Here is a 15,411-nt window from a genome sequence, read left to right on the forward strand (position 1 = left end):
TCTGTCACCGGCGTACGGGGGCGCTCCTGATCAAGCCGTACGCCGGCGGAACAGCCAAGCCGAAGCCGCCACCGAAGTCAGCAGGATGCCCGCGCACCAGGCGAGTGCGATCCACGGTGTCCAGCCCACCGGCTGGCCGAGCAGCAGGCCGCGCAAGGACTCGATGACCTGGCTGATCGGCTGGTTCTCCGCGAAGCCCTGGAGCCAGGAGGGCATGTCCTCGGTTTTCACGAAGGCGCTGCTGGGATACGGCAGGAAGCTGACGAAGAAGGTGAACCCACCCGCTGCCTCAGGGGACTTGGCGAGGAGGCCGACCGCGGCCGAGAGCCAGGACAGGGCAAGGATGAAGGCGAGGAGTACGCCGAGCGCGGCGAACCAGCCGGCGAGTGTGGCGTCCGGACGGAAGCCGATGGCGAAGGCGAGCGCGAAGACCAGGGCTGTGGCGATCAGGTTGCGGGCCGCCGAGGCGACCACGTGGCCCGCCAGGATGGGGGCGCCGCCGATGTCGAGGGAGCGGAAGCGGTCGATGATGCCGGTCTTGAGATCCTCCACGACCGCGATGGCCGTATTGGACGAGCCGAAGCCGGCGCAGAGCAGCAGGACGCCGGGGACCACGTAGGTGACGTATCGCGTGCCGGTGTCGATCGCCCCGCCGAAGAAGTAGACGAAGATCAGCAGCAGCATCACCGGCAGGGCGAGTGAGGTGATCAGGGCGTCGACGTTGCGGCGGCTCATGCGCAGGGCGCGGCCGCTCATGATGAGGGCGTCAGACATGGCTGGAGTCCTTGAGGGGCGCAGTAGGGGAAGCGGTGGGCTGGGCGGCGATGGCGGCGGTGTCCTGCGGTGCGGTGGCCGGCGGCTGTCCCGTCAGGGTCAGGAAGACGTCGTCGAGCGTGGCGCTGTGCAGCGTGAAGCTGGTGATCGCGGTCCGGTCCGGGTCCAACGCGTCGAGCAGCCCGCGGACTTCGGCCGCGCTGCCGTCGGTGGGGATGCCGAGGACGCGGGTCTCAGGGTCGCTGTAGGTGGCGTGGTGGGCCAGGCGCAGATACGTCTCCGAGTCGGCGACGGTCACGTCCAGGCGATGGCCCGCCACTCGCTGCTTGAGTTCGGTCGCCGTGCCTTCGGCGACGAGCGTGCCCGCGTCCAGGACCGCGATACGGTCCGCCAATTGGTCTGCCTCTTCCAGGTACTGGGTGGTGAGGAAGACCGTGGTGCCCCCGGCGCGCAACTCCCGTACCAGCGACCAGAGTTCCTTGCGGCTGCGCGGGTCGAGACCGGTGGTGGGCTCGTCGAGGAAGATGATCTCGGGGGCGCCGACCAGTGACGCCGCCAGGTCGAGGCGGCGACGCATGCCGCCCGAGTACGTCTTGACGAGGCGGTCGGCCGCGTCGGTGAGGCCGAAACGGGTGAGGAGCTCGGCGGCCTTGGCGCGGGCCTCGGTACGGGAAAGGCGGGCGCCGGCGGCCGAAGGAGCCAGGCGGGCCATCATCAGCAGGTTCTCCGCGCCCGTCTGCATCTCGTCGACCGCCGCGAACTGGCCGGTCAGGCTGATGGCCCGGCGCACCCGCGCCCGCTCGGTCCGCACGTCGTGGCCCGCCACCCGGGCCGTGCCCCCGTCGGCCGTGGCGAGCGTGGCGAGGATACGGACGGCGGTGGTCTTGCCGGCGCCGTTCGGGCCGAGCAGGGCGTACACGGTGCCGCGGGGCACCGTGAGGTCGATGCCGCGCAGGACTTCGTGGGTGCCGTAGCTCTTGCGGAGCCCGGCGGCCTCGATGGCCGGCGCGGGCTCGGCGGCTGAGCTCGCCGCGTGAGCCGCGTGAGCCGCGTCAGCCGCGCTCGCCGCGTTCCGTCGCGTGATGGTCATGGGTGATCCCCGTCTCCGGTGCGCCGAGGGGCTCGGCACCTCTTCTGCGTATGCCTTACGCTTTACTGTGTAAGGGTTACGCAGAAATAGGATGTGCGTCAAGCTCGAAGCGGGAAGCTCGGGGAAACCTCAGGGTGGAGGCGAAGCGCATGGCGCAGGTGGACGACGACACGGGTCTGCCCGCGAGCCTCGCGACGGCCTGGGGGCTGCGCGAGCGCCCGTCGAAGGGCCCCAAGCCCGGACTCTCGCTGGACCGGATCGTCGATCAGGCGGTGGAGCTGGCCGCGGCCGAGGGCATCGACGCCGTCTCGATGGGGCGGGTGGCCAAAGGGCTCGGCGTAGCGACCATGTCGCTCTACCGGTACGTGGGGGCCAAGGACGAGCTGTACGTCCTGATGCAGGAGGCGGTGTACCCCGTGCCGTCCGGCCCCTGGGACCCCGCGACGGGCTGGCGGGCCGGACTCGCGCGGTGGGCCGCCGAGCAGCGCCGGATCTTCCAGCAGAACCTGTGGCTGCTGCGGATCCCGATCTCGGGGCCCCCGGTTTCCCCCAAGTCCGTGGTCTGGATGGAGCGCGGGCTCGCCGTGCTCGCCGACACCGGGCTCTCGGAGGGGGAGAAGATCTCCGTGATCATGCTCGTGTCCGGTTTCGTACGGCAGGAGGCCCTGCTCATGTCGGACGTGGCGGCCGCCATGGCCGACACCGGACTCCCGCCGGACGCCGTGATGCGCCGGTACGCGCGCGGCCTGCGCGTCCTGACCGACCCCGAGCGCCACCCCGCGATGACCCGGTTCCTCGACTCCGGCGCGATGGATCAGGCGGACGAGCCCGATGCGGAGTTCGACTTCGGCCTCGCGTGTGTCCTCGACGGGGTCGCCGCGCTGATCGAGCGCCAGTCCCGGCCCTGAGCCCGGGCCTCAACTCCCTTCGCTCAGCTCCCCCTTGAGCAGATCGAGCAGCAGACCGTCCGCCCAGTGCCCCCGCTCGTGGTCGTACCACTGCTTGCGCAGCACCCCCACGCGGCGGAAGCCGAGGCGTTCGTAGCAGGTGATCGCCGCCGCGTTCTCGGCCGCCGGGTCGATGGTCAGACGGTGGTGACCGCGTACGCCGATCAGCCAGCGGGCCAGGGTGCGGATGGCGTCCGTGCCCAGGCCCAGACGGTGGTGGTCGGGGTGGACGAAAATATCGATGGTGGCGTGGCGGAAGTCCGGGTCGGGCTCCTCGTCCCACTGGATCATGCCGACGGTCTCGCCCTTGACCGTGATCGCCAGCTGCCGGTGGTCCGGCTCGGACAGGTCGCCCTCGGGGTCCGGCCAGTTCCACCAGCGGCGGACCTCGGCGGTGTCGAGCGCGGCGCGGAACGCCGGCAGGTCGGCCGCGGTCGCGGGGCGCAGGGTCACGGAGGTTCCGTGCAGGGAGTCCATCCCTCCAGTGTCCCTCGCGCAGTGTCCCTTGCGGCCGGAATTATGAACCCCTGTACGAGCTTCGGTGCGGCCTCGCTAGCGGCCCGACTCATCGGACTCGAGCGGGAGTTGAGCGAGCCCCGAGGCCAGCTGGGCGAAGGCGAGCTCCGCCGCCTCCACCGCGTCCGGCAGTACCTCCGCCGCCCGCTCGCCCGCCGCGATCCGGTGCCGGTTCTCGTCCGCGAGGATCCGGCGTACGGCGATGATCTGGCCTGCCGCCAGCCGCGCCCCGATGCCCCCGCCGAGCGCCTCGGCGAGCGCCTCCTCGGAACGGGTGAGGAAGCCGAGCATGCGGGCCACCACCGACGGTGTGCCGTACGCGAGGCGCTGGAAGGCGAGCACCTGGGGGTGGTCGCACAGGCCCGTGACCGGGTCCTGGCGTGCGAGGCCTGCCAGGAAGTCGCGGCGCAGCGCGTCCAGCGGGGACTCGTCCGCGGTGCGGCCGGCCACGACCCGGGCGGCCTCGTCCTCGTGGTCCGCGAAGCGGTGCAGGACCAGGTCCTCCTTGGCCGGGAAGTAGCGGAACAGGGTCGGCTTGGAGACCCCGGCCGCCGCGGCCACCTCCGCGACCGGGACCCGGTCGAAACCGCGCTCCAGGAACAGCGCGATGGCGGTCTCCGAGATGGTGTCGAAGGTCTGCTGCTTCTTGCGTGCGCGCAGGCCGGGGGTTTCAGGCATGGGAGCCAGCGTACCCCCTGGATGTAACCCGGTAAAAAATGTAACTCGGTTACGTTATTCTCGATGGATGAGCACCGTGAGCAGCATGAGCACGATCGGCCAGGAGCTGACCCGCGAACGCGCCCACCACGACCACTGCCGCACCGCCCTCACCGCGATGATCGAGGGGGCGCACGAACAGGTCGTGGTCGGCGAGAACGCCTCCGCGTCCGGCGCCGACGCCGAGGTGCTCGGCTATCAACTGCGCAGCCGGGCCAAGGAGATGACCGAACTGCCCGAGGGGCCGCTGTTCTTCGGGCGGCTCGACTTCGCGGGCGTACGCGACGGTGGCGTGGCCGGCGATCACCGCGGGCAGAGCTACCACATCGGCCGTCTGCGGATCAGCGAGCATCCGGCCGCACCACCCCTGGTCGTCGACTGGCGCGCCCCCGTCTCGCGCGCCTTCTACCGCGCGGGCGCCCATGACCCGCAGGGCGTCGCGGTGCGCCGCCGCTTCGGCTGGGCACCCGGCAGCCGCGGCGCGTCCGCCGACCTGACCGGCTTCGAGGACGAACTCCTCGGCCAGGGGGAGGAGTTGAGCGGACCGAGCGCCTTCCTCGCCGAGGAGATCGAGCGCCCGCGCGTCGGTCCGATGCGCGATATCGCCGCCACGATCCAGCCCGAGCAGGACGAGCTGGTACGCGGGGACCTCGCCGTCTCCGTCTGTGTGCAGGGCGCGCCCGGCACCGGCAAGACCGCGGTCGGTCTGCACCGGGCCGCGTATCTGCTCTACACGTACCCCCGGCGCATCCAGCGCGGCGGACTGCTGATCCTCGGCCCCAACCGGACCTTCCTCGCGTACATCTCGGAGGTCCTGCCCTCGCTCGGCGAGGCGGGTGTGCGGCAGTCGACGGTCGACGAGGAGATCGCGCGTCATCCCGTGCGCGCCGTCGACTCCCCGGCGGCGGCCGCGGTGAAGCACGACGCGCGGATGGCCGAGGTGCTGCACCGCGCGCTGTACGCGCGGGTGCGGCTGCCCGCCGACTCCCTTGCGGTGGTGGACGGTTCGTACCGCTGGCGGGTCTCGCTCGGTGAGCTCGAACGGATCGTCGCGGAGGTACGCGAGGAGGCCCCGCCGTACGCCACGGGCCGTGAGCGGGTGCAGACACGCGTTCTCGCCCTCGTACGGGATCAGGCCGAGCGGCGCTCCGGCACCCGCACCCATGCGTGGCTGCAGCAGATGGCCCGGCAGGTGCGTGGGTTCCTCGACGAGGTGTGGCCGCGGGTCAAGCCGGAGGAGGTGCTCGCCGAGCTGCTCACGGATCCCGCGGCGGCGGGCGGCCTGCTCTCCGAGGCTGAGCTGAAAGCGCTGACCTGGGAGAAGCCGCCGCGTTCCGTGAAGTCGGCCAAGTGGTCCGCCGGCGATCTCGTACTCCTCGACGAGATCGCCGGGCTGATCGAACACCCCGACGGATACGGGCACATAGTGATCGACGAGGCGCAGGACCTCTCGCCGATGCAGGCGCGGGTGATCGCGCGGCGGGCGCGTTTCGGGTCGCTGACCGTGCTCGGGGATCTGGCCCAGGGGACCACGCCGTGGGCGGCGCGCTCCTGGCCCGCGCTGCTCGCGCACCTCGGCAAGCCGGACGCGCAGGTCATCCCGCTGACCACCGGCTTCCGCGTGCCGGAGGCCGTGGTGGGGCTCGCGAACCGGCTGCTCGGGGCCCTGGAGGCGGATGTGCCGGCGGCCCGGTCGCTGCGTACGGACGGGGAGTTGAGGCTGCTGCCCGTACGGGATGTGGCCGCCGCGACCGTCGAGGCGGTCGTGCGGGCGCTGGACCGGGAGGGTTCGGTCGGGGTGATCGCGGCGGATGCGCAGCTGCCGTCGCTGCGTGCGGCGCTGAGGGCGGCCGGGCTCCGCGTGGCCGGTCCCGAAGAGTTGGGCGCGCAACTCACTCTGCTGCCCGCCTCGCTGGCCAAGGGTCTCGAGTACGACCACGTGGTGGCGGTGGAACCGGCCGCGATCGCGGAGGCCGAGGAGCGCGGTCCGGAGCGGCTCTATGTGGTCCTGACCCGGGCCGTGTCGCGGCTCGACGTGGTGCACAGCCGGGCCCTGCCGTTCTGAGACGGGGGCGTAATCTCTGGGAGGAAGCTGTCGGACGGGGAGGAGCTGGCGATGGCCGGCGCGGGCACGGACACACAACTCAGGGGCAGAGCCGAGGAGTTCGAGCGGCTGCGACCGCTCCTGTTCTCCATCTCGTACCGCATTCTCGGCAGTGTCGGTGAGGCCGAGGACGCCGTCCAGGAGACCTGGCTGCGCTACGAGACGACCACGACCCGCCCCGACTCGCTCAAGTCCTTTCTCTCCACCGTCGTCACCCGTATCTCCATCGACGTGCTGCGTTCCGCGCGCGTACGACGGGAGGAATACGTCGGCGAATGGCTGCCCGAACCGCTCCTGAGCGACCCCTACGAGGACCCGGCGCGCGCCGCCGAACTGGCCGACTCGGTGTCCATGGCGGCGCTGCTGCTCCTGGAGCGCCTGAGCCCGCTGGAGCGCGCGGTGTTCGTCCTGCGCGAGGTCTTCGGCTTCGGGTACGCCGAGGTGGCCGAGGCCGTCGGCCGTACGGAGGCGGCCTGCCGGCAGCTGTCGGCGCGGGCGCGCAAGCACATGGACGAGGGGCGCACGCGCTTCGACGCCGACCGCAAGGAGCGCGAGGAGCTGGCGGCGCGGTTCTTCGCGGCCCTGCGCGAGGGCAGCGTGGAGAGCCTTCAGGAACTGCTCGCCGCCGACGTCCAGTTGGTCGGTGACGGCGGAGGCAAGGCGCCGCAGCTGGCGCGGTTCATCCATGGTTCCGAGAAGGTCGCGCGGCTCATCGCCGGCGCGTTCCCGCCGATCTTCTCGATCGGCACGACCGTGGACGTCCAGGAGATCAACGGCCAGCCGGGCGCGCTGTTCCGCGACCGCGACGGCAAGGTGGCCGTGGCGCTGACGGTCGACGTCGTGGACGGCCGGATCGCCGCGATCCGCTCGGTCATCAACCCCGACAAGCTGGGCCACTTGGGGCCGGTGGCGGATGCGTGGGCGATGAAGGACGAGTGGAACCGGACGCGCAGGGGCTGAGGCTCTGCGGGAGTTCGGCTCTCAGATCGTGGCGAGCCACTCGGTGAGGTGGCGGTTCACCTCGTCCGGGCGCTCCTGCTGGAGCCAGTGTCCCGCGCCGTCGAGGAGGTGGCAGGAGGTCAGGCCCGGGAGCGTGTGCGGGTACGCGTCGATCGCCGCCGCGAGCCAGGTGGTCGACGCGTCCTCGGTGCCGCCGAGGAACAGGGAGGGCTGGGTGAGCGGGGCGCCTTCGTGTGCGGAGAGGTCCTGCCAGTCGCGGTCCATGTTCCGGTAGCGGTTGAGGGCGCCGGTCAGGCCCGTACGCTCGAATTCCGCTGCGTACGCGGCGAGTTCACGGTCGCCCAGCCAGGACGGACGCTCCGTGGGGAAGCGGTCCCGCAGAGCGCCGCCCTTGCCGAGGAAGTGCGGATCGGGTGCGTCGGCGGCCGGCATGGTGTCGGCGGACAGGGCCGCGTAGAAGCCGGCGAGCCAGCCGCGTACGTCCGGCTCGATCTCGGCCTCGGCGCGGCCCGGCTCCTGGAAGTACGAGACGTAGAACTCCTCGTCGGGACCGCCCAGTTGGCCGAAGACATCGCTGGGGCGCGGGCCGCCGGGCGGGGTGTAGGGGACGCTCAGGAGCCCCACGGCCCGGAAGACCTCCGGGCGCAGCAGCGCCGAGTGCGCGGCGATCGTCGCACCCCAGTCGTGGCCGACGACGGTCGCGGACTCCTCGCCGAGTCCGCGGACCACCGCGACGTTGTCCGCCACCAGGTCCAGCATGCGATACGCGTCGGGGGCGGCCGGCTTGGCGGAGCGCCCGTAGCCGCGGACGTCGATCGCGGCGGCGCGGTAGCCGGCGGCGGCGAGGGCCGGGAGCTGGCGGCGCCAGGAGTACCAGAACTCCGGGAAGCCGTGCACCAGGAGCACCAGCGGCCCCGCGCCCTGTTCGACGAGATGGATCCGGCCGCCGTCCTCGGTCGGGACCATACGGTGCTCCGCGAACTGTTCGGCCATCGGTTCCTCCAGCCGGCTCGGACCCGGCCGGCTGTCCGGCCCGGTGCGTCCATCATCGGGAGGGCGGGGGCGGGCGGGCTACTTCACTTGCTGGTTCGGCAACAGGGGGTTCGGCGACAGGGGTGGGTGCCTCCGCCCGGGACCTGTGCTTCAGCCCGCCCCGGCGCCTCAGCGCCGCTCCAGCGCTCAGCGCCGCCCCGGCGCCTCAGCGCCTCAGCGCTCAGCGCCGCTCCGGAGCCTCAGCGCCTCAGCGCTCAGCGCCGCCCCAGCACCTCGGCGACCCGTAGGAACCCGTCCGTCCCGTGCCCGAGGCCGATCACCCGGCGGGCCAGCCCCTCCGCCGCGCGCATCACGCCCGCGTCGATGCCGTGGGACTCCGAGGCGTGGACGATGTGGGCCATGGAGGAGGCGGCCGAAGTGATCGGGTTGTCCGCGCCGGAGTAGGTGCCCCCGTCCACCTCCGCGGCACCCTCCGCGAAGATCGGCGGCAGGATCTCGCCGATGCCCTTGGCGAACGGGGCGAGCTCCGCCGCACTGATCCCTTCGGCCTTCGCCACGGCCAGCGCATGGGCGTAACCCGCCATCGCCGTCCAGAAGATGTCGAGCAGCGCGATGTCGTACGCCGCCGCCCGGCCCACGTCCTCGCCGAGGTGGGTGTGGGTGCCGCCCAGGGCGTCGAGCACGGGCTTGTGCTCCGCGTACAGGCCGGCCGGCCCCGCGTGCAGGAACACCGCGTGCGGCGTCCCGATCGTCGTCGTGGGCGTCATGATCGCGCCGTCGAGGTAGCGGATCCCGTGCGCGGCGGCCCACTCGGCGCTCTCGCGGGCACGGTCCGGGGTGTCGGCGGTGAGGTTCACGACGGTGCGGCCCTTGAGGGCGGCGGTGACGTCGTCCGTACGCAGCACGGCGTCGGAGGCGTCGTAGTTCACGACGCACACCACGGCCAACTCGCTTGCGGCCACTGCCTCCTGAGCGGTCGCCGCACTGATCGCACCCCGCTCGACCAGCTCGCGGTCCCGGCCCGGCGTCCGGTTCCACACGGTGGTCCGCACCCCCGCGTCGAGGAAGGCGCCGGCCAGCGCGCGGCCCATGGGGCCGAGGCCGAGAACGGTCACGGTGGCGGTGGCGGTGGCGGTGTCAGCGGGGGTCGTGGTGGCTGTGGCGGAAGAACTGCTGGGGGTGGGCTGTTCGGACTGGGTGGGGGACTGGTGGGACTGCTCGGACACGCTTCTCAACTCCCGTACTGATCAAAATGCTTAAGCGGGTAAATGCCAACGAAAGGGACTCTCATGACGCGCAGCCGCGCCCAGGACCCGAACGTCTGCGGGGTGACCGCCGCGATCGCGGTGATCGACGGCAAGTGGAAGACGCCGCTGCTCTGGCTCCTCGAATCGGGGCCGCAGCGTCCCGGCGCTCTGCGCCGTCAGCTGCCGGGCCTGAGCGAGAAGGTCCTGACCCAGGCCCTGCGCGAGATGGAGGCCGACGGCCTGGTCCACAGAGAGGTGCACGACGTGCTGCCCCTGCGGACCGAGTACTCCCTCACTCCCTTCGGCCAGGACCTCTCCGACGCCCTGGCCCCCCTCTCGGACTGGGGCCACCGCCGCTTGGACCGCCTCAACCCCACCCTCGGGGCGACGGCCGGCTGACCGCCTGAGATCAGCTTGGTTCAGGGGGCGGCCGGCGCCAAGTACGCACAAAAAGGTGGGTACTCGCGTTCGTGGCCTGCACCACTTTTGCAAGCATCTGCTTGCAATAGTTAGCAGGGATGCGGCAGCATCAAGGCATGGCATCGCTCAACGTCGGCAATCTCGGGGAGTACCTGCGCGAGCAGCGGCGCAATGCGCAGTTGTCGCTCAGGCAGCTCGCCGATGCCGCCGGGGTGTCCAATCCGTATCTGAGTCAGATCGAGCGCGGCCTGCGCAAGCCGAGCGCGGAGATTCTGCAGCAGCTGGCCAAGGCGCTGCGGATCTCCGCCGAGACGCTGTACGTGCAGGCCGGGATCCTCGACGAGCGCAATCGTGACGAGGTCGAGACGCGGGCCGCGATCCTCGCGGACCCCTCGATCGACGAGCGGCAGAAGCAGGTGCTGCTGCAGATCTACGAGTCGTTCAGAAAAGAGAACGGCACCGCTCCCACGGGCGCGCAGAGCGGCACGGACACTGCCGATGACCAGGCCCGCATGGCCGACGGCGAATGAACGCCATCACCCTCATACCTATCGGAGGTACGTACGTCATGGCCCTCACCGACGACATCCGCAAGGCCGTCACCGACCCCAAGCCCCTCTACTTCGCCGCAGGCACCGCCGACCTCGTGGTCCAGCAGGCCCGCCGCGTCCCCGAGCTGATCGAGAAGGTGCAGGCCGAGGCCCCGGAGCGCTTCGAGGCCGTACGCAGCACCGACCCGAAGGCCGTACAGGAGAAGGCCACCGCCCGCGCCAAGGAGGTGCAGGAGGTCGTCCAGGCCAAGGTCACCGAGGTGTTCGGGAACTTCGACACCGATCTGAAGAAGTTCGGCGAGACCGCCCAGGACCTGGCACTGCGCAGCGTCGGCGTCGCCGCCGAGTACGCGGTCAAGGCCCGTGAGAAGTACGACGAGGTCGCCGAGCGCGGCGAGCAGGCCGTGAAGACCTGGCGCGGCGAGGCGGCCGAGGAGATCGAGGAGCTGGCCATCGCGGTCGAGGGCAAGGAGACTCCCGAGCCCGCGCCCACCCCGGTCGCCACCGAGCCCAAGCCCGAGCCCGCTCAGGCCAAGGCCCCCGCCAAGAAGCCGGCTGCCAAGAAGGCCCCGGCCCGTAAGACCACGGCGAAGAAGACCCCGCCGGCCGCCGAGTAGGCAACCGGCCGACCAGCACGTCAGGACCGGCCCGGGCACGAACGGCGTGCCCGGGCCGTTCTCCGGGTACGGTGGCCGCAGAAGCTCAATCGACGAGTGGCCCGATACACAGGTGGTGGACGAAGTGCTGATGCAGGCGTTCGGCGGCTTCATGTGGCTGCTCTTCACGGCGATGCTGGTGCTCGCCGTCGTCGCCCTGGTGCTGGCCGTGACCTTCCGTGAGGACGCCTACCGCGCCGCGGACAAGCAGACCAAGAACTTCTGGCTGATCATCCTCGGCATCGTGGTCCTGGTGAACCTCGTCGTGCCGATGCTGTTCCTGCAGATCGCCGGACTGGTCGCCACGATCGTCTTCATGGTCGACGTCCGCCCCGCGCTCAAGCAGGTCACCGGAGGCCGCGGCGGCGGCCGCCGCGGCGGTTCCAGCAGCGACGGCCCGTACGGTCCGTACAACGGCGGGCGCTGAGCTCCCCCACCACAGCATCGAGCAGTCAGTCGGCGGGTCCGTCCAGGGACGGATCCGCCGCCTTTTATGCCCGCGGCCCCCGCTCCAAAAGCACCACCGCGACATCATCCGTCAGCTCCCCGCCGTTGAGGTCGCGGACCTCGTTGACCGCGGCCTCGAGCAGACCGTCGCCGCTGAGGCCCTCGGAGATCTGGCGGCGCACCATCGCGACCATGCCGTCCTGCCCGAGCCGGCGCCGGCTGCCGGCTTCCACGCGGCCCTCGATCAGGCCGTCCGTGTAGAGCATCAGGCTCCACGCGCCCCCGAGCTCCACCTGCTGGCGCGGCCAGCGGGCACGCGGCAGCAGACCGAGAGCGGGACCGCTGTTCTCGTACGGGAGCAGCTCGGCGAGCCCGCCCGCCCGCGCGATCAGCGGGGACGGATGCCCGGCCAGGCACAGGCCCGCGCGGCGGCCGTCGGGGGAGATGTCGACCGTGCAGAGCGTCGCGAAGATCTCGTCGTCCGGGCGCTCGTGCTCGAGCACCTGCTGAAGCGTCGAGAGCAGCTCGTCGCCGCACAGGCCCGCGAAGGTCAACGCACGCCAGGCGATCCGCAGTTCGACGCCGAGCGCCGCCTCGTCCGGACCGTGCCCGCAGACATCGCCGATCATCGCGTGCACCGTGCCGTCCGGCGTCCGTACGGCGTCGTAGAAATCGCCGCCGAGCAGCGCGCGCGAGCGGCCCGGACGGTAGCGCGCGGCGAACCGCAGCGGGGCGCCGTCGAGCAGCGGCGTGGGCAGCAGACCGCGCTCCAGGCGGGCGTTCTCCTGGGCGCGCAGCCGGGACTCGGTGAGCTGGTGCTGGGCCATGTCGGCCCGCTTGCGCTCCACGGCGTAGCGGATCGCCCGCGTGAGCACACGGCTGTCCAGCTCGTCGCGGAACAGATAGTCCTGGGCGCCCACCCGTACCGCCTCGGTGGCCCGCTCGGTGTCGTCGCTCGCGGTGAGCGCGAGCACGGCGTGCCGGGGCGCGAGGCGCAGGACGTGCTTGAGCGTCCCCAGCTCGTCCTCGGCGCCGTCCGATGAGCTCGTGCGGCCGGAGGCGGGCAGGGCGAGGTCGAGCAGGATGCAGTGCACGTCGTCGGTGAGGAGACGTTCCGCCTCGGTGAGATTGCGCGCCGTCCGCACCTTGATGGGCTTGCCCGCCGCGTCGAGCAGCGCGGGCACGCTGAGGGTCTGGGCCGGATCGTCCTCGATCACGAGCAGCGTCAGACCGCCGCCGTGCTCGGCGAACTCCTCGGCGGCGGGGTGCGCCGACAGGGGCTCCGCACCGGGCGCGGGCGCCGGTGCGGTCTGAGCCTGACCACCTTCCACGGCCGGGACTGCTCTCTGCCGCGGTATGGGTACGGGCATCCTTCTGGTTCCTTCCCTCCCCCCGAGGGCGCGGCGGTACGACACCAGTCGAAACGACGTTCCGCCGACGGGGACCTTAGCGGTAGCCGACACCGGTTTGGAATGGCGATCTGCAAAGAGCCGGTGTCATATGCCGCGTCCCGTCCCGTAATTGGGCACGCGGCGGCACGCGAAGCGTTCAACGGGGATGACGAACATCACGCCGCGCGGGTTGCCCGGGTGGCACAGGTCACGTGAGCCGGGTCACCTCGGCGGGGGTCGGATGCCCGCCGCGGCAGGCTGTTTTCCGGGCGTACGACCCGACCTACTTGTCCGGCCGTACGACCCCGAGGATCGGCATCGAACCGGCCCCCGCCACCGTGACATTGCGCCCGGGTCGCGGGGCGTGCACGATCGCGCCGTTGCCCACGTACATCCCGACATGGCTGGCGTCGGCGTGGTAGATGATCAAGTCGCCGGGCCGCATGTCGCGCACCTTGATGCGCGGCAACTGCCGCCACTGCTCCTGCGAGGTGCGCGGTATGCCCCGCCCGGCCGCCGCCCAGGCCTGTGAGGTCAGACCCGAGCAGTCGTACGAGGACGGGCCCTCGGCGCCCCACACGTAGGGCTTGCCGATCTGCTTGCTCGCGAACGCCACGGCCTTCTTGCCCTGTGCCGAGGCATTGCCCTTGATGTCGTTGAGGATTCCGGTGTCCAGCCAGGCGGTCTGGGACTGGATCTCGGCGTCCTGCTCCATCTGGAGGAGGCGGGCGCGCTCCTCCTTCTCGAGCTTCTTCTCCAGCTTCTCGGCGGCCTCGATCTTCGCTTCGATCTTCTTCTTGCGCTTGGCCTGGTCCTTGGTGTGCTGCTCGAGCTCGAGCCAGTACAGGCCCGCGTCCTTGGCGTACAGCTGCAAGTCCGCTTCGGTGGTGCTCAGTTCGCCGATCAGGTTGGTGGTCGCGTGCTGGCCCTGGCGCACCCGCTGGGCGCCGTCGAGGAATTCCTGCGGGTTGTCGCTGAGCACCAGCTGCGCCTGGGGCGGCACACCGCCGCTGCGGTACTGCGCGCGGGCCGCCGCGCCCGCCCGGTCCTTGAGGGTGTCGCGCTTGCCCTGGAGCTTCTGGATCTTGTTGGCCAGCCTGACGATCTGGTCGGACTGCTTCTTGGCCTCTTCCTCCGCCGCGTTGTACGCATCCGTCGCGACCGCCGCCTCGTGGTAGAGGCCGTCGAGCTCCTCGCGCACTTCCGACAGATCCCGCTTCTCGGGCTTCGGAGCGCCGGCCTTCGGATCGTCGGGCCGCGCGGGCGGCACGGAGAGCGGGCCGGCCACGGGGGCGGCCATCGCGCTGCCGGGTGCGCCGAGCAGTCCGAGGGCGCAGACCAGCGCCACGGCCGCAATGGTCGAGGTTCGCCTGCAGGTCACGCCCACGCCCCCTGATCTGATGGTCCGTCAGTCAATCCGTACGACTTCGGGATGGTGCCACGCCTTCGCCGAATACGACAGCCTGAAGTGACGAATAGGAGCTTCAGGAAACCCCGTGATGCGCACACTCCCAAGCCGCCCCACCAAGGGACCAACTCCGCTTCCCCACCCGTCACTTCTGACGTATGACTACCGCGCTGCGTTCCCGTGGAAGCGAAGCGTCACTCATGTGGTGGTTGGCAAAATATGTGCGAATAGGGCCACTTCGGGGGCTTATGCGGATCCGCTACGAGGAGCGAGCGCCCCCCACGCCACCGTCACCTCGCCCTGCCGCCACCGCGAACTCCCGTCCACCACGGGCCAGTCCGCGCTCAGCGCCCGCACCGTACGGATCCAGCGCTGCCGCGCCCCGTACGAGGCATAGGGCGCCGCCGCCGCCCAGGCGCGGTCGAAGTCCCGCAGGAACGCGTGCACCGGCTCACCCGGCACATTGCGGTGGATCAGCGCCTTCGGCAGCCGCTCGGCCAGGTCGGAGGGCTGGTCGAGCGAGCCGAGCCGGGTGGCGAACGTCACCGTCCGCGGCCCCTCGGGCCCCAGCGCCACCCACACATGCCGCCGTCCGATCTCGTCGCAGGTCCCCTCGACGAGCAGCCCTTCGGGCGCGAGCCGCGCGCACAGCCGCTGCCAGACCTCGGCGACCTGATCCTCGTCGTACTGCCGCAGCACATTGGCCGCGCGGATGAGCAGGGGCGGCCGATCGGTGGGCACCTCGAAGCCGCCGAGCCGGAAGGTCAGCCCCTCCTCCTCGTACGGCTTCGCGCCCGCGACCCGCGCCGGATCGATCTCGATCCCGACGACCCGTACGCCCGGCGCGGCCGTCCGCAGCCGGTGCAGCAGCTCCACGGCGGTCCAGGGCGCAGCCCCGTACCCGAGATCCACAGCGACCGGCGCCACGGCGGCGCGCAACACACGCCCATGCCACCCGACAATCCACCGATCCATCCGCCGCAACCGATTGGGATTCGTGGTCCCACGCGTCACGCTCCCAACGGGACGTGAGGGTGTGCGGGCCATCCCCCCAGTATCGGTCACTTCGGGGGACCGTTTGTCGGGGGCGAATCCGGCAAAGCGGACGCGGGGTCGTACATATGGTCCCCCGCTCGCACCTGCCGGCCGCCGGGCGGGACCGGGGCGGGCCGCGCAGACTGGGGGTGTCG

At 71.3% G+C, this 15,411-nt stretch carries 16 protein-coding genes; 7 read left to right on the top strand and 9 right to left on the bottom strand.

Annotated elements, in window-relative coordinates:
* Positions 1-30: 30 nt before the first annotated feature.
* Positions 31-774 carry an ABC transporter permease gene (locus G6045_RS06295; RefSeq protein ID WP_165330804.1) on the bottom strand — a complete coding sequence of 248 codons (744 nt, stop codon included), beginning with the start codon at positions 772-774 and terminating at the stop codon, positions 31-33.
* Positions 767-1,864, bottom strand: a complete 1,098-nt coding sequence (locus G6045_RS06300) for an ATP-binding cassette domain-containing protein (RefSeq protein WP_165330805.1) — start codon at positions 1,862-1,864, stop codon at positions 767-769. Before G6045_RS06300 ends, G6045_RS06295 begins: the two co-directional genes overlap by 8 nt.
* A 149-nt stretch (positions 1,865-2,013) precedes the next feature.
* Here G6045_RS06300 and G6045_RS06305 point away from each other — a divergent pair, with 149 nt between their 5' ends.
* On the top strand, positions 2,014-2,772 hold the full coding sequence (locus G6045_RS06305; protein WP_165330806.1) for a TetR/AcrR family transcriptional regulator: 759 nt from the start codon (positions 2,014-2,016) through the stop codon (positions 2,770-2,772).
* Positions 2,773-2,781: 9 nt separating this feature from the next.
* On the opposite strand, the gene G6045_RS06310 is transcribed toward G6045_RS06305, so the two are convergent.
* Positions 2,782-3,288 carry a GNAT family N-acetyltransferase gene (locus G6045_RS06310; protein ID WP_165330807.1) on the bottom strand — a complete coding sequence of 169 codons (507 nt, stop codon included), beginning with the start codon at positions 3,286-3,288 and terminating at the stop codon, positions 2,782-2,784.
* Between the two features lie 75 nt (positions 3,289-3,363).
* Positions 3,364-4,005 carry a TetR family transcriptional regulator gene (locus G6045_RS06315; protein WP_165330808.1) on the bottom strand — a complete coding sequence of 214 codons (642 nt, stop codon included), beginning with the start codon at positions 4,003-4,005 and terminating at the stop codon, positions 3,364-3,366.
* Positions 4,006-4,072: 67 nt separating this feature from the next.
* Here G6045_RS06315 and G6045_RS06320 point away from each other — a divergent pair, with 67 nt between their 5' ends.
* Together G6045_RS06320 and G6045_RS06325 are read left to right on the top strand one after the other, a co-directional pair.
* The gene (locus G6045_RS06320; protein WP_235967607.1) at positions 4,073-6,109 is read left to right on the top strand and encodes a HelD family protein; all 2,037 of its coding nucleotides are present in this window, start codon (positions 4,073-4,075) and stop codon (positions 6,107-6,109) included.
* 51 nt (positions 6,110-6,160) lie between these two features.
* The gene (locus tag G6045_RS06325) at positions 6,161-7,108 is read left to right on the top strand and encodes an RNA polymerase sigma-70 factor (RefSeq protein WP_165330809.1); all 948 of its coding nucleotides are present in this window, start codon (positions 6,161-6,163) and stop codon (positions 7,106-7,108) included.
* A gap of 21 nt (positions 7,109-7,129) precedes the next feature.
* Here G6045_RS06325 and G6045_RS06330 read toward each other — a convergent pair whose 3' ends face one another.
* Both G6045_RS06330 and G6045_RS06335 read right to left on the bottom strand, forming a co-directional pair.
* Positions 7,130-8,101: an alpha/beta fold hydrolase gene (locus tag G6045_RS06330; protein ID WP_165330810.1), complete on the bottom strand. Its 972-nt coding sequence runs from the start codon at positions 8,099-8,101 to the stop codon at positions 7,130-7,132.
* Between the two features lie 254 nt (positions 8,102-8,355).
* Positions 8,356-9,327, bottom strand: coding sequence for an NAD(P)-dependent oxidoreductase (locus tag G6045_RS06335; RefSeq protein WP_165330811.1), 972 nt, complete (start codon positions 9,325-9,327; stop codon positions 8,356-8,358).
* 63 nt (positions 9,328-9,390) lie between these two features.
* Between G6045_RS06335 and G6045_RS06340 the strand changes: the two genes are divergently transcribed.
* From G6045_RS06340 to G6045_RS06355, 4 genes are all read left to right on the top strand, one after another.
* A complete protein-coding gene (locus tag G6045_RS06340; RefSeq protein ID WP_165330812.1) occupies positions 9,391-9,747 on the top strand; it encodes a winged helix-turn-helix transcriptional regulator in 357 nt (118 codons plus the stop codon).
* Between the two features lie 137 nt (positions 9,748-9,884).
* Entirely contained in the window at positions 9,885-10,298 is a 414-nt protein-coding gene (locus G6045_RS06345) for a helix-turn-helix domain-containing protein (protein WP_165330813.1), read from the top strand.
* A gap of 38 nt (positions 10,299-10,336) precedes the next feature.
* On the top strand, positions 10,337-10,936 hold the full coding sequence (locus G6045_RS06350; RefSeq protein WP_165330814.1) for a hypothetical protein: 600 nt from the start codon (positions 10,337-10,339) through the stop codon (positions 10,934-10,936).
* A 130-nt stretch (positions 10,937-11,066) separates the two neighbouring features.
* Positions 11,067-11,402, top strand: coding sequence for a DUF2516 family protein (locus tag G6045_RS06355; RefSeq protein WP_206343328.1), 336 nt, complete (start codon positions 11,067-11,069; stop codon positions 11,400-11,402).
* 64 nt (positions 11,403-11,466) lie between these two features.
* On the opposite strand, the gene G6045_RS06360 is transcribed toward G6045_RS06355, so the two are convergent.
* The 3 genes from G6045_RS06360 to G6045_RS06370 all read right to left on the bottom strand — a co-directional run bounded on the left by G6045_RS06360 (position 11,467) and on the right by G6045_RS06370 (position 15,268).
* Positions 11,467-12,792, bottom strand: coding sequence for a PP2C family protein-serine/threonine phosphatase (locus tag G6045_RS06360; protein WP_165330815.1), 1,326 nt, complete (start codon positions 12,790-12,792; stop codon positions 11,467-11,469).
* Between the two features lie 304 nt (positions 12,793-13,096).
* The gene (locus tag G6045_RS06365) at positions 13,097-14,194 is read right to left on the bottom strand and encodes a C40 family peptidase (RefSeq protein WP_328707677.1); all 1,098 of its coding nucleotides are present in this window, start codon (positions 14,192-14,194) and stop codon (positions 13,097-13,099) included.
* Positions 14,195-14,467: 273 nt separating this feature from the next.
* On the bottom strand, positions 14,468-15,268 hold the full coding sequence (locus G6045_RS06370; protein ID WP_165330816.1) for a class I SAM-dependent methyltransferase: 801 nt from the start codon (positions 15,266-15,268) through the stop codon (positions 14,468-14,470).
* Between the last annotated feature and the right edge of the window lie 143 nt (positions 15,269-15,411).

It is taken from the genome of Streptomyces mesophilus, assembly GCF_011044995.1.
Taxonomy (GTDB): Bacteria; Actinomycetota; Actinomycetes; order Streptomycetales; family Streptomycetaceae; genus Streptomyces; species Streptomyces mesophilus.

What these genes read in the sequence shown, in the direction of transcription:
- G6045_RS06295 (WP_165330804.1), bottom strand. Translation starts at nt 774, where the DNA reads ATGTCTGACGCCCTCATCATGAGCGGCCGCGCCCTGCGCATGAGCCGC.
- G6045_RS06300 (WP_165330805.1), bottom strand. Translation starts at nt 1,864, where the DNA reads ATGACCATCACGCGACGGAACGCGGCGAGCGCGGCTGACGCGGCTCAC.
- G6045_RS06305 (WP_165330806.1), top strand. Translation starts at nt 2,014, where the DNA reads ATGGCGCAGGTGGACGACGACACGGGTCTGCCCGCGAGCCTCGCGACG.
- G6045_RS06310 (WP_165330807.1), bottom strand. Translation starts at nt 3,288, where the DNA reads ATGGACTCCCTGCACGGAACCTCCGTGACCCTGCGCCCCGCGACCGCG.
- G6045_RS06315 (WP_165330808.1), bottom strand. Translation starts at nt 4,005, where the DNA reads ATGCCTGAAACCCCCGGCCTGCGCGCACGCAAGAAGCAGCAGACCTTC.
- G6045_RS06320 (WP_235967607.1), top strand. Translation starts at nt 4,073, where the DNA reads ATGAGCACCGTGAGCAGCATGAGCACGATCGGCCAGGAGCTGACCCGC.
- G6045_RS06325 (WP_165330809.1), top strand. Translation starts at nt 6,161, where the DNA reads ATGGCCGGCGCGGGCACGGACACACAACTCAGGGGCAGAGCCGAGGAG.
- G6045_RS06330 (WP_165330810.1), bottom strand. Translation starts at nt 8,101, where the DNA reads ATGGCCGAACAGTTCGCGGAGCACCGTATGGTCCCGACCGAGGACGGC.
- G6045_RS06340 (WP_165330812.1), top strand. Translation starts at nt 9,391, where the DNA reads ATGACGCGCAGCCGCGCCCAGGACCCGAACGTCTGCGGGGTGACCGCC.
- G6045_RS06345 (WP_165330813.1), top strand. Translation starts at nt 9,885, where the DNA reads ATGGCATCGCTCAACGTCGGCAATCTCGGGGAGTACCTGCGCGAGCAG.
- G6045_RS06350 (WP_165330814.1), top strand. Translation starts at nt 10,337, where the DNA reads ATGGCCCTCACCGACGACATCCGCAAGGCCGTCACCGACCCCAAGCCC.
- G6045_RS06355 (WP_206343328.1), top strand. Translation starts at nt 11,067, where the DNA reads ATGCAGGCGTTCGGCGGCTTCATGTGGCTGCTCTTCACGGCGATGCTG.
- G6045_RS06360 (WP_165330815.1), bottom strand. Translation starts at nt 12,792, where the DNA reads ATGCCCGTACCCATACCGCGGCAGAGAGCAGTCCCGGCCGTGGAAGGT.
- G6045_RS06370 (WP_165330816.1), bottom strand. Translation starts at nt 15,268, where the DNA reads ATGGCCCGCACACCCTCACGTCCCGTTGGGAGCGTGACGCGTGGGACC.